We start from the raw sequence: 24,344 nt of genomic DNA, 5'->3' as shown, positions 1-24,344 counted from the left end.
AGTCACCTACGGTGATAATCACAGACAATGACTAGTTAGGAGCGCTATGCACATCGCGATCTTCGGGGCCAACGGCCCGACCGGCCGACTGGTGACCCAACGGGTGCTCGAGGCAGGCCACTCGGCCGTCGCGGTCACGCGGCGACCGCGCGACTTCCCGCTCACCGACGACCGACTGACCGTGGCGGGCGCCGACGCGAAAGACGCCGCGGCGGTCGCCGACGTCGTCGCCGGGACCGACGCGGTGGTGTCGAGCCTGGGTGTGCCGTTCAGCCTGCGACCGATCGACACGTACTCCGTCGGCGTCGAGAACATCGTCGCGGCCATGCACGCCAGCAGGGTGCGGCGGCTGGTCGTGGTGAGTTCGACGGGCGCCCACCACTACCCCGGCCGTGTCGATCCCCCATTCGCGTTGCGGATCGTCGAACCCATCATCACCCGCACCATCGGCAAGAGCACCTACGACGATCAGCGCCGCATGGAGGACATCGTGACCCACAGCGGACTCGATTGGACGGTGGTGCGGCCGTCGGGGCTGTTCGATCTTCCGGTACCGACCAATTACGTTGCCGGAGAAGTGAATCCGGTGGGCGCGTTCACCGCGCGTATCGACCTGGCCGACTATGTGACGCGGCTCGCCGCCGACACGACCACCGCGAAAAAGACCGTCGTCGTCTCCACCACCGAGCAGGTGCCCACGATGTGGCAGATGATCCGCCGCGAAGCCGTCACGAGCGCCTGATCCATCGGCGCGACCCGGCAGGGACTCAGCCGAAGAACTCCGCGGCGTCGTCATATCGGCTCTGCGGCACCAGCTTCAGTCTGCGGGTGGCGTCGGCGAGCGGAACCCGGCCGATCTCCTGGCCGCGCAGCGAGACCATCATCCCGTACTCGCCCGCGTGCGCGGCGTCGGCGGCGTTGACGCCGAAGCGGGTGGCCAGCACGCGGTCGAACGGCGTCGGCGTGCCACCGCGCTGCACATGTCCCAGCACGGTCACCCGCACCTCTTTGTTGATGCGCTTCTCGACCTCGACACCCAGTTGTTGCGCGACGCCGGTAAACCGCTCGTGGCCGAACTCGTCGAGTCCGCCCTCGCGCAGCTGCATCGTGCCCTCGGCGGGTTTGGCGCCCTCGGCGACCACGCAGATGAAGTGCGAATCGCCCCGCACGAAGCGGGCTTTGATCAGCCGGCAGACCTCCTCGACGTCGAAGGGTTGCTCGGGGATCAGCGTCATGTGCGCCCCCGAGGCCAGGCCCGCGTTGAGCGCGATCCAGCCGGCGTGCCGACCCATCACCTCGACCAGCATCACGCGCTGATGCGATTCGGCGGTGCTGTGCAGCCGGTCGATGGCCTCGCTGGCGACGCCGAGCGCGGTGTCGTGGCCGAATGTCACGTCGGTGCAGTCGATGTCGTTGTCGATGGTCTTGGGGACACCGACCACCGGCACGTTCTCCTCGGACAGCCAGTGCGCCGCCGTGAGCGTCCCTTCGCCGCCGATCGGGATGAGCACGTCGATGCCGTTGTCGTCGAGCGTCTGCTTGATCTGGTCCAGCCCGGCGCGCAACTTCTCGGGATGCACCCGGGCGGTGCCCAGGATGGTGCCGCCCTTGGCCAGCAGCCGATCGTTGCGGTCGTCGTTGGCCAGCTGGACGCGCCGGTTCTCCAGCAGGCCGCGCCAACCGTCCTGAAATCCGACGACGGAGGATCCGTACCGCACGTCGCAGGTGCGCACGACCGCCCGGATCACCGCGTTCAACCCGGGACAGTCGCCACCGCCAGTGAGAACTCCGATCCGCATGGTTCCTATCCTCCCCGAGCGGACGGTTGTTTGCGCCCCTACTCGACGTTTGCGTACAACTGCCGTGCGCTCGGCGTTAGATGGCCGACGGCAACGGGCCCCGCGCGGCCTCGTACGCGGCGCCGACGCGGTAGAGCCGGTCGTCGGCCAGCGCGGGCGCCATGATCTGCAGCCCGACGGGCAGGTTGTCGTCGGAGGACAGCCCCGAGGGCACCGACATCCCGCAGTGGCCCGCGAGGTTCAGCGGCAGCGTGCACAGATCGAACAGATACATCGCCAGCGGGTCGTCGACCTTCTCCCCCAGACCGAACGCGGTGGTCGGGGTCGTCGGCGAGATCAGCACGTCGACGCGCTGGTAGGCCTCGTCGAGGTCGCGGGCGATCAACGTGCGCACCTTCTGCGCGTGGTTGTAGTAGGCGTCGTAGTAGCCCGCCGACAGCGCGTAGGTACCGATCATGATGCGCCGCTTGACTTCCGGGCCGAAGCCCGCCGCGCGCGTCAACGCCATGACCTCTTCGGCGCTGTGTGTGCCGTCGTCGCCGACCCGCACGCCGTAACGCATGCCGTCGAACCGCGCGAGGTTCGACGACACCTCCGAGGGCAGGATCAGGTAGTAGGACGACAGCGAGTAGTCGAGGTGCGGGCAGTCCACCTCGGTCACCTCGGCACCCAGCTCGGTCAGCTGACTCACCGCGGCGTTGAACGACTCCAGCACCCCGGGCTGATAGCCGTCGCCGCGCAGCTGGCGCACCACGCCGATCCGCACGCCCTTGAGGTCACCGCTCGCGCCGGCGCGCGCCGCGCCCACCACGTCGGGAATCTCGGCGTCGAGGGACGTGGAGTCGCGCCGGTCGTGCCCGGCGATCAGCTGATGCAGCAGCGCGGTGTCAAGGACGGTGCGCGCGCACGGCCCACCCTGATCGAGCGACGACGCGCACGCCACCAGCCCGTACCGCGACACCGTCCCGTACGTCGGCTTCACCCCGACGGTCGCGGTCAGCGCCGCGGGCTGACGGATCGACCCGCCGGTGTCGGTGCCGATGGCCAGCGGCGCCTGAAAAGCCGCGAGCGCCGCCGCGCTGCCGCCACCGGATCCCCCCGGCACCCGCTCGACGTTCCACGGGTTGCGGGTCGGGCCGTAGGCGGAGTTCTCGGTGGAGCTGCCCATCGCGAACTCGTCCATGTTGGTCTTGCCCAGGATCGGGATGCCCGCCGCGCGCAGCCGCATCGTCACCGTCGCGTCGTACGGCGACTGCCAGCCCTCCAGGATCTTGGACCCGCAGGTGGTGGGCATGTCGGTCGTGGTGAACACGTCCTTCAACGCCACCGGGACCCCGGCCAGCGGGGACGGCAGGTCCTCCCCGGCGGCCACCGCGGCGTCGACGCGCGCCGCCGCGGCCAGCGCGCGGTTCTCCGCGACGTACAGGAACGCGTGGTAGCGCTCGTCGGTGGCGGCGATCTGATCGAGGCAGGCCCGGGTGACCTCCGCCGAGGACACCTCCTTGGTCGCGATCTTGTCGGCCAGCGTCGCCGCGTCCATCCGGATCAGCTCGTTCATTCGGGCTCCCCGAGGATGCGCGGCACGCCGAACCGGCCGTCGACGGCGTTGGGCGCCGCCGCCAGGGCCTCCCCCTGGCTCAGCGACGGCTGAACCTCGTCGGGCCGAAACACGTTGACGTCCTTGAGCGGGTTGTCCGTGGCTGCGACGCCGGTGACGTCGACGGCCTGGATCTGGCTGACGTGGCCGATGATGGCGTCCAACTGACCGGCGAAGCTGTCCAGCTCGTCATCGGTCAGGGCCAGCCGGGCCAGGCGCGCGAGGTGAGCCACCTCGTCTCGAGAGATCTTCGACACGACTTGCAAGCCTAATGGGTGACGGACTGGTGGCGTCCGTCGCGTCGCGGTGGCTAGCTTTGCCTCGTGATCACGTCAATCCACACGCTGATCTACTCCGACGACGCACCCGCGACCCGCGCGTTCCTGCGCGATGTCCTCGGGCTGCGGTACGTCGAGGACTCCGGGTCCGGACCGGGCTGGCTCATCTTCAAGACCGGCCCCGGCGAGCTGGGCGTGCACCCGACATCCGGCACTTACGAGGGTGGGTCGTACTCGCACCCGAGGCACCACATGATTGCGCTGATGTGCGACGACATCCATCAAACCGTCACAGACCTGTCCGCGAAGGGGGCGAAGTTCTCGGGCGAGGTCGAGGACATGGGTTTCGGTCGCGGCGTCCAACTCGAAGTGCCGGGCGCCGACCCGATCCTGCTGTACCAACCGAGTCACCCGCTCGCCTACGATCTCTGACCCGCGCACGGGCCAACTCCGGAATGCCGAGGACCCGAGGCTGTGTAACAGTGTGCGCGTGCCTTCGTATCTGCTACGGGTCCAGCTGGAGGACCGCCCGGGCAGCCTCGGCGGGCTCGCCGTGGCGCTCGGCTCGGTGGGCGCTGACATTCTGTCGCTCGACGTGGTCGAACGCGGGTCGGGGATCGCGATCGACGATCTGGTCGTCGAGCTGCCACGCGGGTCGATGCCCGACATGCTGATCACCGCCGCCGAGAAGATCGACGGCGTGCACGTCGACTCCGTTCGTCCGCACACCGGGCTGCTGGAGGCCCACCGCGAGCTGGAGCTCATCGACCACGTCGCGGCGGCGCCCGCCAAGACCAAGCTGCAGGTGCTCGTCGACGAGGCGCCCCGGGTGCTGCGGGTCGGGTGGGCGTCGGTGATCCGGCTGGCCGAATCGGGACCGCAGCGCGTCGTCGGAAGCGCGGGAGCACCCGAAACGCCGACGGTCGAGACGCCATGGCTGCCGCTCGAGCGCGCCGAGGCGTTGGACGGGGCCGCCGACTGGGTGCCCAGCCTGCTGCGTGAGATGAACACCACGCTGGCCGCCGCCCCGCTCGGCGACCCCCGCACCGCGCTGGTGGTCGGGCGGCCGGGCGGACCGCAGTTCCGGCCGTCGGAGGTGGCGCGGCTGGGCTATCTGGCGGGCATCGTCGCGACGATTCTGCGCTGAGTCGGCGCGCGTCATCGGCTGTTAACGTGGGCTGATATCCGCTTGACGCACCGCCGCACGCCGTACGGAAGGGTTCCGCGTGGACACGCTGCTGATCGTGCTCGCCATCGTCTTGCTCGCCGCGGCGGTCATCGTGCTGATCGTGGCGCTGCGTCGCCCGAAGAACACCGAAACCGGCACAGCCCGCCAGGATCCGCTCGAGTTCGCCGCGGCCATGCCGCAGTTCGGCCCCCGCCAGCTTGGGCCGGGCGCGATCGTCTCCCACGGCGGTCTGGACTACGTCGTGCGCGGTTCGGTCACGCTGCGGCAAGGCCCGTTCGTCTGGTGGGAGCATCTGCTCGAGGGCGGTGGCGAACCGGTGTGGTTCAGCGTGGAAGAGGATGAGGGCCGGCTGGAACTGGTGATGTGGCAGCGGCGCAAGGACCTCACGCTCGCCCCCGACGGCCCGCTCGAGGTGGACGGCGTCTCCTACCGGGAGATCGAGCGGGGACGCGCGTCGTTCACCACCGAGGGCACCACGGGCCTGCCCGCCGGCGGCGAAATGGAATTCGTCGACTACGCCGACGCCGGTGAGACGTCGTTCCTGGGGTTCGAGCGGTGGGCGGCGGACATGCCGTGGGAGGTCTCCGCCGGAAAGCCCGTGCAGCCAGGTGAATTGACCGTCTATCCGGCCCCGCCGCCGAGCGCTTAGGAACCTCGTTGCCCCTGCACCGCCTGGCCGTCAGCCCAGCCGACGTCTCCGGGGCCGGGCTGCGGCTGGTACTCAACGCTGCCGCACCGTCGCCGCTTGCCGTTTGCCGGTTGGCCCACCCCGGCGGCGGTGAACTCGTCCTCGGGGTGCTCGGCGCCTCCCACGTCGTCACCGTTGCCCATGCGAAATCCTCGTTCTCCGAGGAGGTTTCGTGTACCGCCGCGGCTCCCACGCCGTTGCCGGGTCGTGCCGTCGCGCCCGGCTACCTGCTCGAATCGCGGCACGAGACGCGCGATGAGACGAGTTTCCGTGCGCTGGCGCGACTGCTGCGGGCACGCTGCGCGGAGCGCACCGGCTGGCTCGGAGGCGCATTTCCCGGCGACGACGCCGCGCTGACGGCGCTGGCCGCCGAACCCGACGGCGACGGGTGGCGCTGGCGCACCTGGCATTTGTATCCGCACCCCACCGGTGGCGGCACGGTCGTGCAGACGAACAGTCGGTGGCAGCCGTGAGCCGCACCGCCCTGTTCTGGCTCGCCGGCGGTCTGGGCCTCGGCGGCATCGTCTGCCTGATCCTCGGCATCTCGATGCTGCCCGACATCCGAACCCATGTGGCCGAGAACTACCCCGCGTATTCGCATGGCGCACAGGCCACGAACTACGAATGCACGGGCTCACCCGCCGAAGTGGCCGACCGTTTGGCGAACTACAAGAGCCCGGAGGCCCGCGCCACCGACCGCGGCTCGGAGTACCTGCGCTACAACGACGACATCGTGATCGTCGGACCAGACGGCAACCGCCCGTGCACGATTCGTGTCGAGGACGTCAACGCCCGCTACAGCCACGGCGGTTTCATCTTCCTGGGGCCCGGGTTCTTCCCCGGGTCCCCGGCGGGCGGTGCGGGCGGTAGCCCTGGCGGCCCGGGTGGGTCGAAATGACGCCCGCACCAACGCTGATCAGTAAGGAGATTTGATGAACCTCGAAATACGAGCAGCCGTCGTCGAATTCGGCACCATCAGCGGTGAGAACCTGGCGCAGAACGTCATTGCCGCGCTGTTGTACTTCGCGGTCGGCGTCGTCGTGCTGGGCGCCGGATTCCTCATGGTGGATCTGCTGACGCCCGGGAACCTGCGGCACATGGTGTTCGTCGAGCGGCGGCCCAACGCCGTCGCCGTCGCCTGCGGCATGTACGCCGCGCTGGCCACCGTGGTCGCCACCGCGATCGTGAGCAGCTCCAACGAGTTGGGCCAGGGGCTGGTGGACGCCGCGGTCTACGGACTGGTCGGTGTGGTGCTGCAGGGGCTGGCGCTCGTCGTGCTCGAAGTCGTCGTGCCGGGGCGCTTCCGCGATCTCATCGCCGATGAACGACTACATCCCGCGGCCATCGCCACCGCCGTGACGCTGCTGGCCGTGGGAGGGGTGAACGCCGCCGCGTTGTCATGACGGCGACCGAGTCCGCACCCGATCCGGCGCCGCAGGCCGGTTCGACGACGCGCTGGCGGGCGGTTCTGCTCGCGGCGGTGGCGGCGTGCGCGGCGTGCGGCCTCGTCTACGAACTGGCGCTGCTGACGCTGTCGGCCAGCCTGCACGGCGGCGGCATCGTCGCGATGTCGCTGATCGTGGCGGGCTACGTCGCCGCGCTCGGGGCGGGGGCGCTGCTGGTCAAACCGTTCCTGGGCCGAGCGGCCATCACGTTCATCGCCGTCGAGACGTTGTTGGCGGTGATCGGCGGGCTTTCCGCGGCAGCGCTGTATGTGGCGTTCGCATTCATCGGCGGTTCGGTGTGGGTGCTGGTGGTGGGCACCCTGCTGATCGGCAGTCTGGTGGGCGCCGAGGTGCCGCTGCTGATGACGCTGCTGCAGCGCGGCCGGATATCCGGCGCGGCCGACACCGGACGGGTGCTGGCCAACCTGAACGCCGCCGACTATTTCGGCGCGCTGATCGGCGGCCTCATCTGGCCGTTCATCCTGTTGCCGCAGCTGGGCATGATCCGCGGTGCCGCGGCCACCGGCATCATCAACGTGGTCGCCGCGGCGGTGGTGGCGGTGTTCCTGCTGCGCCGCATCGTCAGCGCACGCGAATTCGCCACGGCGTTGACCGTTTTGGCTGCCGCCCTGGCGTTACTGGTGACGCTCCTGGTGCGCGCCGACGGCATCGAGACGTCGACACGTCAACGGCTGTACGCCGATCCGATCGTCGCGCTCGAACGCTCGCCATACCAGGAGATCGTCGTGACCCGCCGCGGCGGGGATATCCGGCTGTATCTCGATGGCGGACTTCAGTTTTCGAGCCGCGACGAATACCGCTACACCGAGAGTATCGTCTATCCGGCGCTCGGTGACGGAGCGGGCTCGGTCCTGATCCTCGGCGGCGGTGACGGCCTGGCCGCCCGCGAAGTGCTACGCCAGCCCGGCGTCGAGACCATCGTGCAGGTCGAGTTGGATCCCGCGGTGGTGCAGCTGGCGCGCACCACGCTGCGCGAGGTGAACGCCGGCGCGCTCGACGACCCGCGCGTGAAGGTCGTCATCGACGACGCGATGCGCTGGCTGCGCGAGCCGCCGCCCGACCTCACGCCGCGGGGAGGTTTCGACGCGGTCATCGTCGACCTGCCCGATCCGGACACCCCGGTCCTGGGCCGGTTGTACTCGGTGGAGTTCTACGCGCTGATCCGCCGGGTGCTGGCCGACGGAGGCCTGATGACGGTGCAGGCCGGCAGCCCGTTCGCGACCCCAACGGCGTTCTGGCGCACGGTCTCCACGATCGGCGCGGCCGGATACGCCGTCACGCCCTATCACGTGCACGTCCCGACGTTCGGCGACTGGGGAATGGTGCTGGCCCGCCGCGGCCCCGCCCCGCCGGCGCCGACGATCCCCGTGGACGCGCCGCTGCTGCGATTCCTCGATCAGCAGGTGCTCGACGCCGCCACGGTGTTCGGCGGCGACATCCGCCCGCAGTGGCTGGAGCCGTCGACACTGGACCACCCGCGCATCGTCGACGACATGCGCAAGGGCTACCGGTGAGCGTCAGCCGCCCGCCGGGACCGGATAGCGGTCATTGACGTCGGCGCTGGTGTCCTTGCGCGCGCAGTGGGCGCAACAGAAGATCGCCTCCGGGGTTTCGACGCCGTGGCCGAGAATCCGGCAGCCGCAGTGGGCGCATTCGGGCGCGAGTTTCGCGGCGGCGCATTCGATGCTGTCGAACGTCGCGCTCTCACCGTCGCCCCACGTGACAGTGAACGCTTTGTCGTACTCGTTGCCGCAGGTATCGCAGATTGCCATCAGACACTCCTTGTCGCTCGCCCATCCGGGTGCCCGGTGAGCGGCGATGACAAACGCCCGCGGTCGCCCCGCCCCCCGCGCCGAGAAATGAAATGGCGAATTCGTCTCGCACTTTCCCGCCCGTTTGTCCCTTTCGGCACAGAAAAACGGGTCAGACGGCGTCGGGGCCGCCGTCCAGCAGCCGCCGGAAACCGTCCTCGTCGAGGATCGGCACGCCGAGTTCGACGGCCTTGTCGTACTTGGAGCCCGGTGAATCGCCGACCACCACGTAGGCGGTCTTCTTCGACACCGACCCGGCCGCTTTGCCGCCGCGCGCGACGATGGCTTCTTTGGCCTCGTCGCGCGAGAACCCGCTCAGCGACCCGGTGACGACGATCGACAACCCCTCGAGGTTCCGCTCGATGCTCTCGTCGCGTTCGTCGGCCATCCGCACCCCCGCGGCCCGCCACTTGTCCACGATCGCGCGGTGCCAGTCGACCTTGAACCATTCGGTGATCGCCGCGGCGATCGTCGGGCCGACGCCCTCGACCGCGGCCAGCCGTTCCTCCGAGGCCTCCATGATCGCCTCCAGGCTGCCGAACTCGGTGGCCAGCGCGCGTGCCGCCGTCGGGCCCACATGCCGAATGGACAGCGCGACCAGAACCCGCCACAGCGGACGGGACTTGGCCTCGTGCAGGTTCACCAGCAACCGCTTGCCGTTGGCCGACAATTTGCCGTCCTTGGTCCGGAAAAGCTCGGTGCGCAACAGGTCTTCGCTGCCGAGGCTGAACAGGTCGCCTTCGTCGGTGATCACACCGCTCTGCAGCAGCGCGACGGCCGCTTCATAGCCCAGCCCCTCGATGTCCAGCGCGCCGCGGCTGGCGAGGTGAAACACCCGCTCGCGCAGTTGCGCCGGACAGGACCGGGTGTTGGGACAGCGGATGTCGGCGTCACCCTCCTTGGCCGGGGCGAGCTTGGTGCCACACTCCGGACACGTTGTGGGCATGACGAATTCGCGCTCGGAGCCGTCGCGCAGATCGACGACCGGGCCCAGCACCTCCGGGATCACGTCGCCGGCTTTGCGGATCACCACGGTGTCGCCGATCAACACCCCCTTGCGTTTGACCTCCGAGGCGTTGTGCAGCGTGGCCTGACTGACCGTCGAGCCGGCGATCTTGACCGGTTCCATCCAGGCGTACGGCGTCACCCGGCCGGTCCGGCCCACGTTGACCTTGATGTCGAGCAGCTTGGTCTGCGCCTCCTCGGGCGGATACTTGTAGGCGACCGCCCACCGCGGCGCCCGCGAGGTCGAACCGAGCCGGCGCTGCAGCGCCACTTCGTCGACTTTGACCACCACACCGTCGATCTCGTGATCGATTTCGTGGCGGTGTTCGCCCCAGTACGCGATGACCTCGGTGACGGCGTCCATACCCTGCACCCGCGAGGCGCGCTCGGGAGCCGGCAACCCCCAAGCGCCCAGCGCGCGGTAGGCCTCGGACAGCGACGTCGGGCGAAAACCCTCGACGTGACCGATGCCGTGGCAGATCATCCGCAGCTTGCGACGCGCCGTCACGGCCGGGTTCTTCTGCCGAAGCGACCCGGCGGCGCTGTTTCTGGGGTTGGCGAACGGCGGCTTCCCCACGGCGACCAGGCCCGCGTTGAGCTCTTCGAAGTCGGCGATCCGGAAGAACACCTCGCCGCGCACCTCCAGCACGCTCGGCAGCGGGAATTCCTTGGCGCTCGTGAGCTTTTCGGGAACGTCGCCGATGGTCCGGGCGTTGAGGGTGACGTCCTCGCCGGTGCGGCCGTCGCCGCGGGTAACCGCGCGAACCAGCCGGCCGTCGCGGTACACCAGCGACAACGCCACCCCGTCGATCTTGAGCTCGCACATAAAGTGCGCGTCCTCGCCGATCTCACCCTTGATCCGCGCGAACCAGGCGGCCAGTTCCTCCGGGGTGAAGACGTTGTCCAGGCTGAGCATCCGCTCCAGGTGCTCGACGGGGGTGAAGTCGGTGGCGAAACCTGCGCCGCCGACCAGCTGCGTCGGCGAGTCGGGGGTGCGCAGCTCCGGATGCTCCTCCTCCAGCGCCTCCAGCTCCCGGAACAGCTCGTCGAACTCGGCGTCGGAGATGATCGGCGCGTCGCGGATGTAATAGCGGAACTGGTGCTCACGCACCTCCTCGGCGAGTTCCTGCCAGCGGCGCCGCACATCGGCGTCGGCGTCCTCGACCTGCTCGGCCAGCGTCGTCTCGGGATCCGGGTTCGCCTTCGTGCTCACCCTCGCAGGCTAATGCAGACGGCCGACATCGCCCGCGCGGCTCCGCGGGTTCGACCGCCGCCTTCCAGCGCCTTCCAGACCGACGCTTTGGCTGATTTGCCCCCGCCGAATCGACCATTGCGTCGGTGTCGCGCGATGCCAGCTCACGCCCGGGGCGGCTACCCTGCATGCCGCACCCGATCACGTTCCGCGACGACGACCTCGGGTTGGCGCAGGTGCGCGAGATCGCGATGGGCTTCCCCGAGCCGCCAAAGCCACTAATTCAGCGGCCTACTAGAACACGACGCGGATCGGTCCGTCACCTTCGGGTACCGCCTGACAGGTGAGCACGTAGCCCTCAGCGACGTCCTGGTCATCGAAGATCTCGTTGCGACGCATGGACACGTTTCCCTCCTCGAGCACGGCTTGGCATGAGCCGCACTTACCCTCGAGGCACAAGAAGGGCACGTCCACGCCCTTGGCACGCAGAACGTCGACCAAGGTTCGGTCCCGCGGCCACAGCACCTTGTGCGTTTCCCCGTCAAGCTCCACTTCGGTTGGTACCCCGCACTGCTTATCGACGATCCCTGTTGCGACCGCCGGGCGGCCCGACTCCTCGAACGGATTCCCGCTCAACGAGGCGAATACTTCGCGGTGGATCTGTCGGTGTGCCATCCCCGCGGCCTGCAGCGCTTCGGTGACGCCATCCATGAAAGGCGTTGGTCCACACACAAAAGCCTGGTGTCCGCCGCGGCGCCCCGCCAGTTCACGGATAGCCCCGGCGTCGGGAAGGCCTTGCACCGACTCCAGCCAGTGGATCACCTCCAACCGGTCGGGGTGACGTCGCATCAGCTCATCGATCTGACGGGCGAAGATCACCGACCGTTCGTGGCGGTTGGCGTAGAAGAGCGTGATGGCACCGGCCCCCTTGGCCAGCACCGAGCGGACGATGGAGTAGAGAGGTGTGATGCCACTGCCGCCGGCGAACAACAGCAGATCGCTGTCGAGCGAGTCTGGTACGAACCGGCCGCTGGGCGGCAGCACAGTCAGCATGGTGCCGGAAACAACGTTGTCGCACAACCAGTTCGATGCATACCCTGATTCGGTTCGTTTAACCGTGACCATAAGTTCAGCGGGGTCGTGCGGGGCCGAAGACAACGAGTAGCACCGCGCGACCGAGCCGGTCTGTTCGCTGGGAACCTTGACCGTGAGGTACTGGCCCGGGCGGTACTGCGTGAACGCGTCGTCGCCGGCGGGAGGTTCCAGAACGAACGACGATGCATCGTCGGTCTCCACGATCACCTTGACCACCCGAAGGTCTCGGGAGCGGTGCCGCCCGTCCGCCTGATGCTGGGCTGAATTCGCCTCCGCCACTTGGTCAGCCATTCGCTTCCCTGTCATCAACGCAACGTTCCTTGACGTACGGTCGCACGCTGGTCGGCAGTTGCCCGCCGACCCGAACCGGCGACGTCACTCTGGCTGACCGTAGACAGCCACTAGGACCGAACGGTCCCAGCTGTTCTCCGACCACACCCCGATGGCGGTGTGGGCGCAGTCTTGAATGATCGAGAGGGTGGCGGGGTTGAAGTACCACTGCCGCAAGACGTCCATGTTGTTGATCGCCAGCGCAGGGTTGATGGCCACTGTCTGCGCGACACGTCCCCGAAACCCGGCGGCGTTGGCCCGGTCCTGCGGAGTAGAACCGTCAGAGCCGATGTCGTGGTTGACGTTACGGTTGCGCAGTACATCGTTGGCGTGCCATTGGGCGGCCAGCCGCAACTGGGGATGGTCCATGATCTTGGTGGTGCAACCCGCCTGTTGCTGAATGGTGTAAACGTTTTGAATGACGGCTCGGTTGAGTCGCTTGTTGTCGCCCCGGGCTTCCGGCGCCGCGACGATGGCGCCAACGCCCACTAGGCAAGCCACAACAACCGCGGATATCCGGTTCCGATTTGGACTCACGACGCCTCGCTCGGGGTCGATGCTGCGGTGGGATGAAGTTCGACGGGTCATTTTCGTCACCTCAGACCGGTTCGAATCCGGAGATGAGCCAGCGTCCGTCGATGTTGTCGAGGCTCACCCGTACAGACGAGGGGGTGTCGGTGGGGGGATCGGTACCGATGGTGGTGGTTTGGTTGACGAAGACCAAGACCACGGCATGGTTCGCGGATACCGAGACCGGAGCCGCCGCAGCTATGCGGGTGGTTGCCGAGATTTTCTGTTCCTCGGCTCCAGGGATCACCACCTCGTTGATCAGCGAGGTGTAGGAGTCCTTGAAGTCGCCGGTCAACCGGTCGGTGGCGGCGGCCAGATCCTGTTCGACGGTGTCGAAGCGATAGGACAAGATCGCGTTCGTCCCGTCGGTGGCGGCCTGCACCGATTCGACGCGGGCCGATGGGCTGAAGGAGGCCGAGGCATTCAGCCACTTCGCGTAACCGGCCCCGAGCGCCGATACCATCACCAGACCCGGGACCACTCCGTACGCGACTACCCGACTCCACTGAATGCCGCGCCTGCGTCGGGTTATCCGGTCGTTGTCGGCCGGGTCGTCGACACATTCCGAGCCTGCTTCTTCGGTCAGGGTCGAGGTCACGATACGAACTCCACGTCGGACACCTTGGCGGTTTCGCCGGTCTTTTGAACCGTCAGCCGCATCCGCCACAATCGCGGTTCCTGCCGTTCGGTATCGGGCACGGTGGTGTTCACCGTCACCGCTACCAGCACCTGGGCTTGGTCGCCGACCGTCGATTCCAGGGCGGACTCGGTGATGCGGCCCCGTGATTTCGACTGCGCCTTCTTCACCACTTCGATGAAAGCCGCCGAGCGGCCCTGGAAGTCGTCGTAGAAGGCACCGGCCGCCGAGTCGAGGATGCGTTGTACATCGGACTCGACCTGGGCATGGTCGATGCTGGTGAGGTGCAACGCCGTTTGACGTCCAGCATCCAGGAACAGACTTCGTTCAGCTTGCGCCTGTCGTGATTCGTGGGCGTGGTACCCCAGCCACCCGGCCAACCCGGACAGCAGGACGAGCGCGGCCAGCCCGATAAAAAGCGCTGCTCGCACGTCCGAACGGCGCTGTCCGGTAACGCTTTCACCGCGGTCGCCGCGCCCACCAGCGTCGGTCGGCATGCTCAGTTCTCCGTAGGGGGAATCAGCATGTTCTGCCATGTCTGCCCCTGATGAGATTGGCCTAGGTTGGCTTGGCGGTAGACCTGACCGTCCGGACCTATGTAGGTGCCCGTCTGGGGGTCGTACTGTGCCGCGGCGATGGGTACCGGGGGCGAGGCTTCATCCACCGACGCATCAGGCGGCGATCCGGCGTCGACATCGGAGGATCCCGGGGGCAGTTGGGGAATGTCCTGACCGGTCGTGGTGGCGTTGGGGTCGCCCTTCCAGTTGTATCCCTCGTTGAGTGGCACGTATTCCTCGTCGCTTTCGCACATCTTCACCGTCGGCGCGCGCTTACCGGGCCGGGTGACGCAGGGATAGTTACGCGCCCCGCGCACGTTGAACATCGCGTCCTGGGGGACCCGGCAATACAGGTCGCCTTCCGGCCGGTTCGGGACGTCTACCGCGGCGTGGCTTCGCCGCTGCGACGCCGGCAAGAATCCGGTGGTGCAGGCCGGCGGCAGGTTCAGGTTGAGGTTGAAGTCCATGGTGATGCCCTTGTACGGCTGATCGACGTTGAAGGAGGGCGTCATCATGCCCTGCAGCAGACCGATGCCTTGGGGCAGCAGCACGAGAAGCTGCTCTATCGAATCCTGATAGGTGAGCGCCACGTCGCCCAGGCTCACCATGTTGGCCGCGATGATTGGCACGGTTGGTTTGAACCGGTCCAACAGGTTTCGTATGGTATCGACCTCCGGGGCTCGCTCATAGAAGCTGGCGATCGATGCGTCGTGGGTCCGCAGGTCCTCGGTCACCTCGGCGATGTTGGCGGCCCAGGCGCGGATCGCGTCGGAGGTCTCGGCTTGAGAATCGAGCACCGGCTGGGTCTGATCGATCAGCGCGATCAGAGGATCGAGATTCGCCCGGGCGTCAATGGCCAACTGGGTCGAACCCTGGACAAACCTACGGATCTCCGGGCCCAGGCCACCCACCGCGATATACGCCTCGTCGAGGGCGGTCTTGAGGTTGTCACGCGGAATCGCAGCCAGGCCTCGGTTGGTCACGTCCAGCAGGCGGTTGATGTCCGGCGGCACCGAGGTGCGGTCCATCGCGATGACGTCGCCGTCCTTCAGCGCCGGCGGGTTCCCGTTGCGCGGCAGCAACGCGACGTACTGCTCACCCATCGCCGACGCGCTGTGCACCTCGGCGTCGAGATCCGACGGGATCTCGACGCCCGATTCCAGCGAGAGCACCGCATCGACACCGGCGGGGGTGAGACGCACGTCTACGACGCGTCCGACGGTCGTGCCTCGGTAGCTCACGTTGCCGTTCTCGTACAGTCCCGCCGCCGCCGGCAACTGCACCGTCACGGTGTAACGGCCGACACCGAGCAGTGCCGGGGCCTTGAGGTAGCCGAATATCATCACCGCCCCGCCGACAAGCGCGACCGCGGCGAAAATTGCGAGCTGAGTCTTGATTCGCTTGTGCAGCATCTTAGGGCCCTTGATCGGTACGGTAGGGAGCCACCAGCGGGTTGCCGGCGGTCGATGGGCTGGGCACCTGTCCGACGGTTCGCCCCCACTGCATCTCGAGCTCGGTGAGTTGACCTTCCCACCGGGTACCGGTCAGGAAACCGGAGTCCAGGCGGCTGAGGGTCAGGTCGAATACACCGGTCATGTTGGCGTAGTCGCCGCGGAACCAGTTGTGAATCGTTTCCTTCGGCCAGGGGAAGGTCAGCAGCAAGGAAAGCGCGCGGGTCATGTCCGGGCCCGCATTGGCCAACGATTCCAGCACCGGACCAAAGTTCTTCAGCTCTTGGACGACCGCATCCTTGCTCTGGTTGGCCAGATCGCCGCCCAACTTGCTGAACTCGCCGGCCTGCACAGTCGCCTGAACCAGCTGATCGCGTTCCTCGTTGATCACCGCCAGCGCGTCCGGAATCGTCCGTAGCGCCCTGTCCAGAACGGGTTTTTGTGCTGCAAACTTTTCCAACAGGGCATCGAAGCTGTCGGCAGCGGCGATGATGTCCTGTTTTTGGCCATTGAGATCTGTGGCAAACCGGTCAATCTGTTCGATGAAACTGCGCAGGTCCTCCTCGCGGCCGCTGAATGCGGTGGAGAACGCCTTGGTGATGTCCTGGATCTGGCCCACCCCGCCGCCGTTGAGCAACATCGATATCGCCGAAAGCGTCTGCTCGGTAGACGGATAACCGCGTCCGGCGGATAGCGGAATCACCGATCCGTCGTGCAACTTGCCTTCCGGTGCGACGCCCACCGGCGGGGCCAGTTCGACGTGCAGCGTGCCCAATAGGCTGGTCTGACCGATCGTGGCGGTCACGTTGGCCGGCAGCTCAACATCGCCATTGAGGGTCATGGTGAGCAGCGCGTGCCAGCCCTGCCGCTCCACCTTGGTGACATTGCCCACCGTCACATCGCCGACCCGCACTCGCGAGTTCCGTTCTATGTTCTGCACGTTCGGCAGTTGAGCCTGCACCTCGTAGGAACCGGGGCCCTTGCCCTCGGTGCCGGGCAGGGGCAGCGAGTTCACCCCCTGCCAAGTGCAACCCGACACCAGCACCAGGCCGACCAGGGTGACCGCCAGACGAGTCGCGATCATGACCCGGCTCCGGTCGGCACCATCATCCCGGGGAGGCCGTCTGCCGGGTCCGTGCTCGCGGGACGCTCTGCGGCCAGCGCCGGTCCCGGTGGCGCAGGCGGTGGCTCAGCGGGCACGGCTGCGGGCTCTGATGTCGGCGGCGGAATATAGTCGGGCCGCAGCCAGTCTTCGCTGTAGGTGAGCTCGTTGGGTCGCGCAGCCGCATTGACGAATGGGTTCAGGCCGATCGGCGGGAAGTTGAACTGGCGGTTCTTCACGATCGGCGCCAGATACTGCACGCAGAGCTTGGCGGCCTGTTCAGCCCCTAATCGCGAGGCGGCCTGAATAGCCCCGCACAAAAACTGAATCGGGTTGGCGAAGTTGTTAACCGCCAGGGCACCGGAAAGCGACCCGTGCGCGGGTTCGTAGATATTGTTGAAGTTCGCGACGATGTGCGGCGCGGTGTGCAGTGTCTGTTTGATGTCGTCGAGGCTCTCGAACAGCGTCTGCGTGACGCTGGCCAGCTTGTCCCCGGTGGTTCCGAGTGTGTCCTGATTCTCGCCGACGAACGATCCCAGGTCCGCGGTCACGACATCGAGATCTCGGAAAGCTGCGCCGAGTTCGCTGCCGTCGTTGCTTAGCACACCACTCACCGATGCCAGATTGTGGTTGAGCTGGCGCAGAATGTCGGCACTGTCATGCAGCGCAGTGACCAGTATGGAGAGGTTCCGAACGCTGGAGAACAGATCGCCACTGTGATCTCCTAGTGCCGAAACCATCTGGGACAACTCAATTATCGACTCTCGGATGGCCGGACCCTGACCACGCAGGTTCGCCGCCGTGGTATTGATGAACGCTCCCAGCGGGCTGGCTTCGCCCGGCCCGACCGGCTGGAGGCTGTCGCTGAGCTTCTCCAGCTGAACCCGAAAGTCGTCCCATTCCACCGGCACTGCGGTGCGGTCCTGCGGTATCACCTCGCCATCACCCATCCTCGGTCCGCCGCTGTACACGGGGGTGAGTTGGATGGCCCGGGAGGTGATCAACTTCGGCGACAGGATCACCGCCTTCACATCGGCGGGCAGGGGATGCTGATCGCCCACCCAGAAGGTGATCTTGGCCCGCTCGGGTTGCGGTTCGACGGCCGTGATCTTGCCCACCGCTACCCCGAGGATCATCACGTCGTCGCCAGGGAAAATGCCGTTGCTGTTGTCGAAGTAGGCGGTCAGATGTATGCGGTTGGTCGCCTGCAACGCCGGCACGACCACCACAACCATTCCGGCGATCAAGGTCGCCACCAAAGCCACGCCGCACGCTATGCGGAGTTTTGCAGCGGTCACTGTCCATCCTCCCGCGTCACCGGTTCGGAATCCGGCCTCGCCTCATTCGGTGCCTCCACATACACCGGTGGGTGGGTGGTCGTCGGCGCCACGCTGGTCGGCGCGGGGGGCCCAGGCGGTGGGCTGCCCGGCGCTGGGGCAGGCAGCGGTTCGCGGTACGGATAGCGCGGATCGCCCGGCTTCCCAGTGATGGCATCGGGCAGCGTCAGCTTCGGTTCCCCACCCTGCCCAGTGCGGGGATACGGCACCGGCAACGGTGGCGTCGCGGGCTGGCCGACCTGCGGATCGGTCAGCTCGGTCGGCAACAGCACCGCGGGGTCGAGCCCCAGATCCGAGAACGCGGCCTCGATGAACGGTTGAAGGAACTGCCCCGGCAGCAGGTTTGCCAGATAGGCCTTGTAGAAAGGACCCGAAGACACCGCTTCGCCCTGTGACATGCCATAGGCGTTAGCCAGTTTGATCGACTCCTGCAGCTCTGCCTTACGGTTCTCGACGATCGCGAGGACGCCGTTGAGCTTCTCGAGGGCGGGACGCAGTTCGGCGCGGTTTTCGGCGATCAGGCCCGACAGTTGCTGCGATACCGCCGACACGTTGCGGCCCAGTTGGTCTAGCGCGACCTTCTGTGTTCTCAGGGCCGTCAACAGCGCGTTGGTGTGGTGAACCAGTCCGGTGATCTGGTCGCCGCGTTTCGCTAGGACCGTGGTGGCCTTGTTCGCATTGGCCAGCAGGGCACGCAGTTCGTCGTCGCGCTCGTTGATAGTTCGCGAGAAGCGCGCCACGCCCTCGACGGCCAGCCGTAGATCCGCCGGGGTGTCCTTGAAGGTTTCGGCCAGCGTGGTCAACGACTCGTTGAGCCGGTCGGTGTTCAGACCGCTGATGGTGTCCGCCAAATCACCGAGCGCATCAGGTAACTGGTAAGCAGGAACGGTGCGCTCGGCCGGAATCGGCTGCGATAGTTCGGCCTCCCCGCGTGGGGTGACCTCCAAAACCTTTGCGCCCAATAGGCTCTTGGTCTTGATGGCCGCTTCGGTCAGTTCGCCCAGGTGAATATTCTTGTCAACTCCGAAGGTGACCAGGACTTGCGTTCCGTCGAGTCTGATGCCGGTCACCTCCCCCACCTCGAACCCGGACACCAGCACCTCGGCACCGGACGGCAGACCACTGGCGTCGGCGAAATAGGCCGAATGTTCGTGGTAGGACGTCACAAACGGCAGCTTCTTGAACTGCACGGCAAGCACTACGGTAACCGCCATCACTGCGATGCCGATTAGGCCGATGACGACGACGTTGCGTTCGGAGAATGATTTCACTTCGGTGTGCACCGCCCTGACGATTGGCCGACGATCTTCACATACACCGGGTTACCGCCCTTACCGTTGAGTTTGAGCACCAAGTCGCAGATGTAGTAGCTGAAGAAATCGCCATAGAGACCGGGCCGGCCGAGCGCCCGGTAGGCGTCCGGCAGCGTTGCGAGCAGGTTGTCGACGTACTCGTGGTCGCTTACCACAAGCGTTGTGACGCGGTCGGTCTGCTGGACCGCCTTCGGCAGCGGCGCACGGACCTCTTGGAGGAACGGGGCAAGAACTCCGGTATTCGTACTGATTTGGGCCAACCCCTCGGCCAGTACGCCCTTGCGCGCCTCCAGTCCGGTCATCAGCTCCGAGAGCGAACTGACGGCTTTGTCGAGTTGCTCGCTTTCGTCGCCGAGCGATGCCAGCACGGTGCTGAGGTTGGCGATCACCTGACCTATCAGCTGATCTCGGTCTGCCAGTGTGTTGGTGAACGCTGCCGCCTGGTTGAGGAAGGACCCGATGGTGGCGCCTTGGTCCTGGAAGGCCCGGATAAGCTGGTCGGATAGCAGATTGACCTGTTCGGGATCGAGTGCCCGAAACAGCGGTCGGAAGCCACCGATCAATGAATCCAGATCCAAGGCCGGCGCGGTCCGCTCCACCGGGATGGTGTCTCCTGGGCCCAGCCGCTCTGCGCTGCCTGCCCCCTCCAACAACTCCAAGTAGCGGTCGCCGATCAGGTTGGCATATCGGATGGCCGCCCTGGTGCCCTGGGTCAGCAGCACGCTGTCGTCTGCGCTGAACTCCACAGTGGCAACGGCGTCGCGGCCGATAGTGACGCTCTTGACCTTGCCCACTTCCACCCCGGCGATCCGCACGAAGTCACCGCTCTCCAGCATGCTGACGTTGGTGAACTCCGCCCTGTAGACGGCCTCTTTCTGGAATCGCAACTGCGCGAACACCATCAGGGTCACAAAGACGGCCAACACGCACACCATCACGAAGATGCCCAGGCGCCACAAAGCGCCAGTCAGGTTGTCTCTCACGGTTGCTTTCTCGGATCGTCGTTCATGGATTCGGTGACGGAGGGGCCGTAACGGAGTCGGTATCGCCGCGGACGGAACCGGGCACAAACGGCTCGGCACCCGGCGGCAGGTCGTTGGGATCGGGCCGGGGTTGGTCCGACGGTGGCGGTGCCGGCGGTAGGCCCGGCCAAAGCGGCGTGCCGTCATCGGCATAAAGATCGGCACCGTATGGAGGCGCTCCTGGATATGGCACGGGACCAATTGCCGGGCCACCATGGTAATTCCGAATACTCGGCGGCTCGGGCACTGCGCGGGTGACCGGGAAATAATTCGCCCAGCCGGGAAAGCCGATCCCCGGGTTTGGCCGCCAGTCCAATCCGGTACCCCAACCGGTGTTGGTGACCAGCGCCCGCACCGGGAAGTTCTTAGTGGCGTCCGGAAGCGATCCGCAACCCGGTTTCCCGCCCGGGCCGCCCTTCGCGCCGGTGATGGGCAGATGCTGAGGATACTTGTATGGTTCGTCGCCGAAAAGTAGACCGGCGTCGGCAATCACACTCTTACCGTTACCGCCGACCGCGGCGTAACCGCCCATGTCCTCGAGGAAGAAGACGGCGCCGGTGAGCGTGCACGTGTACACCGGGTTGTACTTCATCAACAGGTTGCTCGTGGGTTCGAGCACGTTGAGACCATGCTTCAGGTTGGCCATGTTCGGTGCGAACAAAGCGATACCGCTGTCGGTCATCCCGATGACGCTGAGCAACATCGCGTCCAACCCCGAGGCATGATCGCTGAGGGTGGTGCTGGTAGTGCTGGCGGCGTCCAGGATGCGCAGGATGTCCTGGGCCGCAGCGGCATAGGCTTCGTTGAACGCGGTGAACGAACGCCAGTTCCGATGTACGGTGTCGGCTCGGTCGTTCCACGCCAGCAGCACCTGGTTGGCGTCGGTGGTGGCCTGACCCATGCGCTCACCCTGGCCACGCACCCCGTCTGCCACCGCGGTGAGCACCGCGTTCAGTTTCGACGGGTCGATTCGGTCGAGAACGGCCAGGACATTCTCGAACACCGTGTTGACCTCGGTGCTGACATTTCTCGACTTCAACACCGCTCCAGCCGAAAGACGCTGTGGGCTTGGATCATCCGGATAGATCAGGTCGACATACTTGGCGCCGAACGCCGTGGTGGCCCGAATCTCGGCCTGGACATTGGCCGGGATGTGTTGGACCTGATCGGGAAACACCTCCAGCATCAGCTGCGCGGCCTGATGGTGCCCGCGGATCTGAGCGACTCGTCCGACCTCGACGCCACGCATTTTCACCTTGGCGCCCGATTCCATCACCAAACCGGCACGATCCGAGGTCATCGTCACCGGTACGAAGGACCGAAACGTCCCGGCGAACACCGCCGACGAGACCAGCACGAACGCCGTGATCACGACGAACATCGCTACCGCCCACCACATCAGGTGGATGCGCTTATCGCCATTTCTTCGTTCCACGCCGTTACCCTGAGAGATTGAAGTTGCCGGACTGCCCGTAGAGGGCCAGTGAAATGAACATGGTGAAGAACGCCGTGCTGATCAGCGAGGTTCGCACCGCCCTGCCGACCGCCTCGCCCACTCCCGCCGGTCCACCGGATGCGTTGTACCCGTAATAGGTATGCACCAGCATGATGACGATCGCCATCGCGATGGCCAGCACGAACGATCGAATTAGGTCAAGCGGATTCAGGAAGGTGTTGAAGTAGTGGTCGTAGACGCCACTGGATTGACCATAGATCAGGGTGGTACCGGTGCGGGCGGCCAAAAACGACATGATGACCGCTACGCAATACAACGGGATGACCACGATCACCCCGGCCACCACCCGGTTGGACGCCAGGTACGCGATCGACCGGATCCCGATGACCTCAAGCGCATCGATCTCCTCGTTGATCCTCATCGCACCCATCTGGGCGGTGGCGCCCGCGCCGATCGTGGCGGCCAGCGCGATCCCCGCGGTCAACGGCGCCAACAAGCGGACATTGAAATACGCCGATGCGAAACCGACCAGGGCTTCCACGCCGACGTCGGCGAACTGGCTATAACCCTGTACCGCTACCAGCGCGCCGGTGGTCACGGTCAAGAACCCGACCACCACCACCGTTCCGCCGATCATCGCCAACGCCCCTGTGCCCAAGCTCATCTGGGCGATCAGTCGCATCATCTCCACCTTGTAGTGGACGAATGCGTTCCCGATGGACCGAATGGTTTCGGCATAGAAGCGAGCCTGGGCACCGGTCCGGACCAACCCGTCAGCCCAGCCCTGACTCCAGCGGCGCACCCGCGCGAAGGGTCCGTGTGCGACGGTCATAGTGTCACCTGCAACCCGACGTATGTCGCGATGATGTTGATCGCGAACAGCGCCATGAAGGTGAACACGACGGTCTCGTTGACCGCATTGCCGACACCGGCAGGGCCGCCACCGACGGATATGCCCTTGTAGCAGGCGATCAGCCCGGCCGCCAACCCGAACAACCCGGCCTTGATCAACGACACGATGACATCTCCCGGCCCGGTGATCAGAGTCATTCCGCCGGCGAAGGCCCCCGGAGTGACGTGCTGAACGTAGACCGAGAAGAAGAAGCTGCCGGTGATGCCGACCAGGATCACCACCGAGGACAGCAGTGTCGCAACAAAAGTCGCCGCCAGCACACGAGGTACCACCAACCGCTGGATCGGGTTGATACCCATCACCCGCAGCGCATCGAGTTCCTCTCGGATGGTGCGAGCGCCCAAGTCCGAGCACATCGCGGTCGCACCGGCACCGGCCACCACGAGAACCGTTACCACCGGGCCAAGCTGGGTCACCGTCCCGTAGGCGGCGCCGGTGCCGGAGAAGTCGGCGGCACCCATCTCCACCAGCATGATGTTGAACGTGAAGATCAACAGCACGGTGAACGGGATCGCCAACATGACGGTGGGCAGCATCGACACCCGCGCCACGAACCACGACTGCAGGAAGAACTCCCGCCAGGCGAACGGCTTCCTGGGAATCAGCACCAGCGTGTCCAACGACATCGCGAAGAATTCGCCCAAGGCCCGAAACGGTTTGGCCGACCGCGTGGCGCCGAACCTGGTCAAGATCTGTCGGTCTCCGACCAGCCGCGCGGCGAGTGGCGCCGGCGCGGTATCGACAGACGACGTCGATAACCCGGGCCCCGATTGGTTGTCGCCATCTCCGCCCGAGGTGCCGGCCGAGCCGGGAGCGGACTCGGCGAGGACGGCGTCAGAGGACCGAACCCCCCGGCTGCCGAAAATGGCCACTAACGCGTTCCCTTCTTCCAACTGCTTCGTAAATGGATTCGATTACTCGAATGCCTTGGGCGACATACGATGTCGCCCAGCCGGCCAGTAGCCGACCGATGTCCGAATTTCCTGATAGCTGTCGTAGTCGGTTCCGATGGCTGTTCGCTGCGTCACATTCGTGAGGCAAGTTATCATACCGAGTAGTACGTCTCAACCGATTCGCCGCTAGCCGAGATCGGCCTGCTGTTGCGCGAGCGACTCAGGCGCTCATCAGCATCGGTCCGCGACATATCCCGGCTGGGATCTTCTTCATATTGGCGATGCCACTCTGGTAGTGGACGAGCCGAGCCGTGTTGTGCCGGTGCGCCCAGCTCGGGATGGCCAATTCGGCATCCTCGACGGTCTTCCAGGGCGGGTGCGGGCTGATCCGTAGATCAGCCCGCACTTGCAGTATCCGTTCATCGGCTCCGCGAGGCCGTTGTCGAAGCTGTCTCCGGCGGATCCAACAGAGGGCGCCGCGCCAATCTCGGCAAGGCGTTCACCGTAGCGAATAGCGATGAATCGGGACCCGGCGTCGGAGTGACATATCAAGCGGTCAACATATTTCACCTGGCCAGCGGGCGATCTCAATCGCATCGAGCACCATCATGGTCCGCATGTTGGATGCGATCCGCCCCAGTAA

The 24,344-nt window shown here is 66.1% G+C and carries 24 protein-coding genes and 2 pseudogenes; 8 read left to right on the top strand and 18 right to left on the bottom strand.

Features of this window, described 5'->3' with window-relative positions:
* The first annotated feature begins 46 nt into the window (after positions 1-46).
* Positions 47-742, top strand: coding sequence for an NAD(P)-dependent oxidoreductase (locus MELE44368_RS13975; protein ID WP_046751349.1), 696 nt, complete (start codon positions 47-49; stop codon positions 740-742).
* A 25-nt stretch (positions 743-767) separates the two neighbouring features.
* Here MELE44368_RS13975 and MELE44368_RS13970 read toward each other — a convergent pair whose 3' ends face one another.
* The 3 genes from MELE44368_RS13970 to gatC form a co-directional block, all read right to left on the bottom strand.
* On the bottom strand, positions 768-1,799 hold the full coding sequence (locus MELE44368_RS13970; RefSeq protein ID WP_046751350.1) for an ATP-dependent 6-phosphofructokinase: 1,032 nt from the start codon (positions 1,797-1,799) through the stop codon (positions 768-770).
* A 76-nt stretch (positions 1,800-1,875) separates the two neighbouring features.
* Entirely contained in the window at positions 1,876-3,357 is a 1,482-nt protein-coding gene (gatA, locus tag MELE44368_RS13965) for an Asp-tRNA(Asn)/Glu-tRNA(Gln) amidotransferase subunit GatA (RefSeq protein ID WP_128109042.1), read from the bottom strand.
* Positions 3,354-3,653, bottom strand: coding sequence for an Asp-tRNA(Asn)/Glu-tRNA(Gln) amidotransferase subunit GatC (gene gatC, locus MELE44368_RS13960; protein WP_128109041.1), 300 nt, complete (start codon positions 3,651-3,653; stop codon positions 3,354-3,356). Before gatC ends, gatA begins: the two co-directional genes overlap by 4 nt.
* A 66-nt stretch (positions 3,654-3,719) precedes the next feature.
* Here gatC and MELE44368_RS13955 point away from each other — a divergent pair, with 66 nt between their 5' ends.
* The 7 genes from MELE44368_RS13955 to MELE44368_RS13925 all read left to right on the top strand — a co-directional run bounded on the left by MELE44368_RS13955 (position 3,720) and on the right by MELE44368_RS13925 (position 8,531).
* Positions 3,720-4,106, top strand: coding sequence for a VOC family protein (locus tag MELE44368_RS13955; RefSeq protein ID WP_128109040.1), 387 nt, complete (start codon positions 3,720-3,722; stop codon positions 4,104-4,106).
* Positions 4,107-4,164: 58 nt separating this feature from the next.
* Positions 4,165-4,821, top strand: coding sequence for an ACT domain-containing protein (locus MELE44368_RS13950; RefSeq protein ID WP_128109039.1), 657 nt, complete (start codon positions 4,165-4,167; stop codon positions 4,819-4,821).
* 79 nt (positions 4,822-4,900) lie between these two features.
* On the top strand, positions 4,901-5,512 hold the full coding sequence (locus tag MELE44368_RS13945; protein ID WP_128109038.1) for a DUF4178 domain-containing protein: 612 nt from the start codon (positions 4,901-4,903) through the stop codon (positions 5,510-5,512).
* 8 nt (positions 5,513-5,520) lie between these two features.
* A complete protein-coding gene (locus tag MELE44368_RS13940) occupies positions 5,521-6,024 on the top strand; it encodes a DUF2617 family protein (protein WP_128109037.1) in 504 nt (167 codons plus the stop codon).
* Positions 6,021-6,449 carry a DUF4247 domain-containing protein gene (locus MELE44368_RS13935; protein WP_128109036.1) on the top strand — a complete coding sequence of 143 codons (429 nt, stop codon included), beginning with the start codon at positions 6,021-6,023 and terminating at the stop codon, positions 6,447-6,449. Before MELE44368_RS13940 ends, MELE44368_RS13935 begins: the two co-directional genes overlap by 4 nt.
* Before the next feature lie 34 nt (positions 6,450-6,483).
* Positions 6,484-6,954: a DUF350 domain-containing protein gene (locus tag MELE44368_RS13930; protein ID WP_128109035.1), complete on the top strand. Its 471-nt coding sequence runs from the start codon at positions 6,484-6,486 to the stop codon at positions 6,952-6,954.
* Positions 6,951-8,531: a polyamine aminopropyltransferase gene (locus tag MELE44368_RS13925; RefSeq protein ID WP_128109034.1), complete on the top strand. Its 1,581-nt coding sequence runs from the start codon at positions 6,951-6,953 to the stop codon at positions 8,529-8,531. Before MELE44368_RS13930 ends, MELE44368_RS13925 begins: the two co-directional genes overlap by 4 nt.
* Positions 8,532-8,534: 3 nt before the next feature.
* Here the strand turns inward: MELE44368_RS13925 and MELE44368_RS13920 are convergent, their stop codons facing one another.
* The 15 genes and pseudogenes from MELE44368_RS13920 to MELE44368_RS27125 all read right to left on the bottom strand — a co-directional run.
* Entirely contained in the window at positions 8,535-8,789 is a 255-nt protein-coding gene (locus MELE44368_RS13920; RefSeq protein WP_046754627.1) for a metallothionein, read from the bottom strand.
* Between the two features lie 151 nt (positions 8,790-8,940).
* On the bottom strand, positions 8,941-11,046 hold the full coding sequence (gene ligA / locus MELE44368_RS13915) for an NAD-dependent DNA ligase LigA (RefSeq protein ID WP_128109033.1): 2,106 nt from the start codon (positions 11,044-11,046) through the stop codon (positions 8,941-8,943).
* Positions 11,047-11,319: 273 nt separating this feature from the next.
* Positions 11,320-12,411 carry a ferredoxin--NADP reductase gene (locus MELE44368_RS13905; RefSeq protein ID WP_128109032.1) on the bottom strand — a complete coding sequence of 364 codons (1,092 nt, stop codon included), beginning with the start codon at positions 12,409-12,411 and terminating at the stop codon, positions 11,320-11,322.
* 84 nt (positions 12,412-12,495) lie between these two features.
* Positions 12,496-12,951, bottom strand: a complete 456-nt coding sequence (locus tag MELE44368_RS13900; RefSeq protein WP_128109091.1) for a CAP domain-containing protein — start codon at positions 12,949-12,951, stop codon at positions 12,496-12,498.
* A gap of 97 nt (positions 12,952-13,048) precedes the next feature.
* Entirely contained in the window at positions 13,049-13,531 is a 483-nt protein-coding gene (locus MELE44368_RS13895; RefSeq protein WP_128109090.1) for an Rv1363c family protein, read from the bottom strand.
* Positions 13,532-13,614: 83 nt separating this feature from the next.
* Positions 13,615-14,154, bottom strand: coding sequence for an Rv1363c family protein (locus MELE44368_RS13890; protein WP_128109031.1), 540 nt, complete (start codon positions 14,152-14,154; stop codon positions 13,615-13,617).
* A gap of 2 nt (positions 14,155-14,156) precedes the next feature.
* Positions 14,157-15,626, bottom strand: coding sequence for an MCE family protein (locus MELE44368_RS13885; RefSeq protein WP_128109030.1), 1,470 nt, complete (start codon positions 15,624-15,626; stop codon positions 14,157-14,159).
* A gap of 1 nt (position 15,627) precedes the next feature.
* The gene (locus MELE44368_RS13880; protein WP_128109029.1) at positions 15,628-16,749 is read right to left on the bottom strand and encodes an MCE family protein; all 1,122 of its coding nucleotides are present in this window, start codon (positions 16,747-16,749) and stop codon (positions 15,628-15,630) included.
* A complete protein-coding gene (locus MELE44368_RS13875; protein WP_128109028.1) occupies positions 16,746-18,065 on the bottom strand; it encodes an MCE family protein in 1,320 nt (439 codons plus the stop codon). The genes MELE44368_RS13880 and MELE44368_RS13875 overlap by 4 nt, the downstream gene beginning before the upstream one ends.
* Positions 18,062-19,387, bottom strand: a complete 1,326-nt coding sequence (locus MELE44368_RS13870) for an MCE family protein (protein WP_264032342.1) — start codon at positions 19,385-19,387, stop codon at positions 18,062-18,064. The genes MELE44368_RS13875 and MELE44368_RS13870 overlap by 4 nt, the downstream gene beginning before the upstream one ends.
* Positions 19,372-20,400 carry an MCE family protein gene (locus MELE44368_RS13865; protein WP_128109027.1) on the bottom strand — a complete coding sequence of 343 codons (1,029 nt, stop codon included), beginning with the start codon at positions 20,398-20,400 and terminating at the stop codon, positions 19,372-19,374. Before MELE44368_RS13865 ends, MELE44368_RS13870 begins: the two co-directional genes overlap by 16 nt.
* A 42-nt stretch (positions 20,401-20,442) precedes the next feature.
* A pseudogene (locus MELE44368_RS13860) lies at positions 20,443-21,838 on the bottom strand (MCE family protein); the annotation flags it as partial.
* A 40-nt stretch (positions 21,839-21,878) separates the two neighbouring features.
* Entirely contained in the window at positions 21,879-22,727 is an 849-nt protein-coding gene (locus MELE44368_RS13855; RefSeq protein ID WP_128109026.1) for an ABC transporter permease, read from the bottom strand.
* Positions 22,724-23,434: an MlaE family ABC transporter permease gene (locus MELE44368_RS13850; protein WP_128109087.1), complete on the bottom strand. Its 711-nt coding sequence runs from the start codon at positions 23,432-23,434 to the stop codon at positions 22,724-22,726. Before MELE44368_RS13850 ends, MELE44368_RS13855 begins: the two co-directional genes overlap by 4 nt.
* Positions 23,435-23,993: 559 nt before the next feature.
* Positions 23,994-24,335 (bottom strand): annotated as a pseudogene (locus MELE44368_RS27125) (IS3 family transposase); the annotation flags it as partial.
* Between the last annotated feature and the right edge of the window lie 9 nt (positions 24,336-24,344).

The organism is Mycolicibacterium elephantis DSM 44368, from assembly GCF_004014805.1.
Classification (GTDB): domain Bacteria; phylum Actinomycetota; class Actinomycetes; order Mycobacteriales; family Mycobacteriaceae; genus Mycobacterium; species Mycobacterium elephantis.
The sequence above is the reverse complement of the archived record's forward strand: the minus strand, read 5'-3'. Positions and strand labels throughout refer to the sequence as shown.

Bases quoted from the DNA above. Each gene is read 5' to 3' on its own strand.
- MELE44368_RS13850 (WP_128109087.1), bottom strand. From the start codon at position 23,434: ATGTCGTTGGACACGCTGGTGCTGATTCCCAGGAAGCCGTTCGCCTGG.
- MELE44368_RS13890 (WP_128109031.1), bottom strand. From the start codon at position 14,154: ATGCCGACCGACGCTGGTGGGCGCGGCGACCGCGGTGAAAGCGTTACC.
- MELE44368_RS13970 (WP_046751350.1), bottom strand. From the start codon at position 1,799: ATGCGGATCGGAGTTCTCACTGGCGGTGGCGACTGTCCCGGGTTGAAC.
- MELE44368_RS13855 (WP_128109026.1), bottom strand. From the start codon at position 22,727: ATGACCGTCGCACACGGACCCTTCGCGCGGGTGCGCCGCTGGAGTCAG.
- gatA (WP_128109042.1), bottom strand. From the start codon at position 3,357: ATGAACGAGCTGATCCGGATGGACGCGGCGACGCTGGCCGACAAGATC.
- MELE44368_RS13975 (WP_046751349.1), top strand. From the start codon at position 47: ATGCACATCGCGATCTTCGGGGCCAACGGCCCGACCGGCCGACTGGTG.
- MELE44368_RS13930 (WP_128109035.1), top strand. From the start codon at position 6,484: ATGAACCTCGAAATACGAGCAGCCGTCGTCGAATTCGGCACCATCAGC.
- MELE44368_RS13885 (WP_128109030.1), bottom strand. From the start codon at position 15,626: ATGCTGCACAAGCGAATCAAGACTCAGCTCGCAATTTTCGCCGCGGTC.
- MELE44368_RS13905 (WP_128109032.1), bottom strand. From the start codon at position 12,411: ATGGCTGACCAAGTGGCGGAGGCGAATTCAGCCCAGCATCAGGCGGAC.
- MELE44368_RS13925 (WP_128109034.1), top strand. From the start codon at position 6,951: ATGACGGCGACCGAGTCCGCACCCGATCCGGCGCCGCAGGCCGGTTCG.
- MELE44368_RS13880 (WP_128109029.1), bottom strand. From the start codon at position 16,749: ATGATCGCGACTCGTCTGGCGGTCACCCTGGTCGGCCTGGTGCTGGTG.
- MELE44368_RS13920 (WP_046754627.1), bottom strand. From the start codon at position 8,789: ATGGCAATCTGCGATACCTGCGGCAACGAGTACGACAAAGCGTTCACT.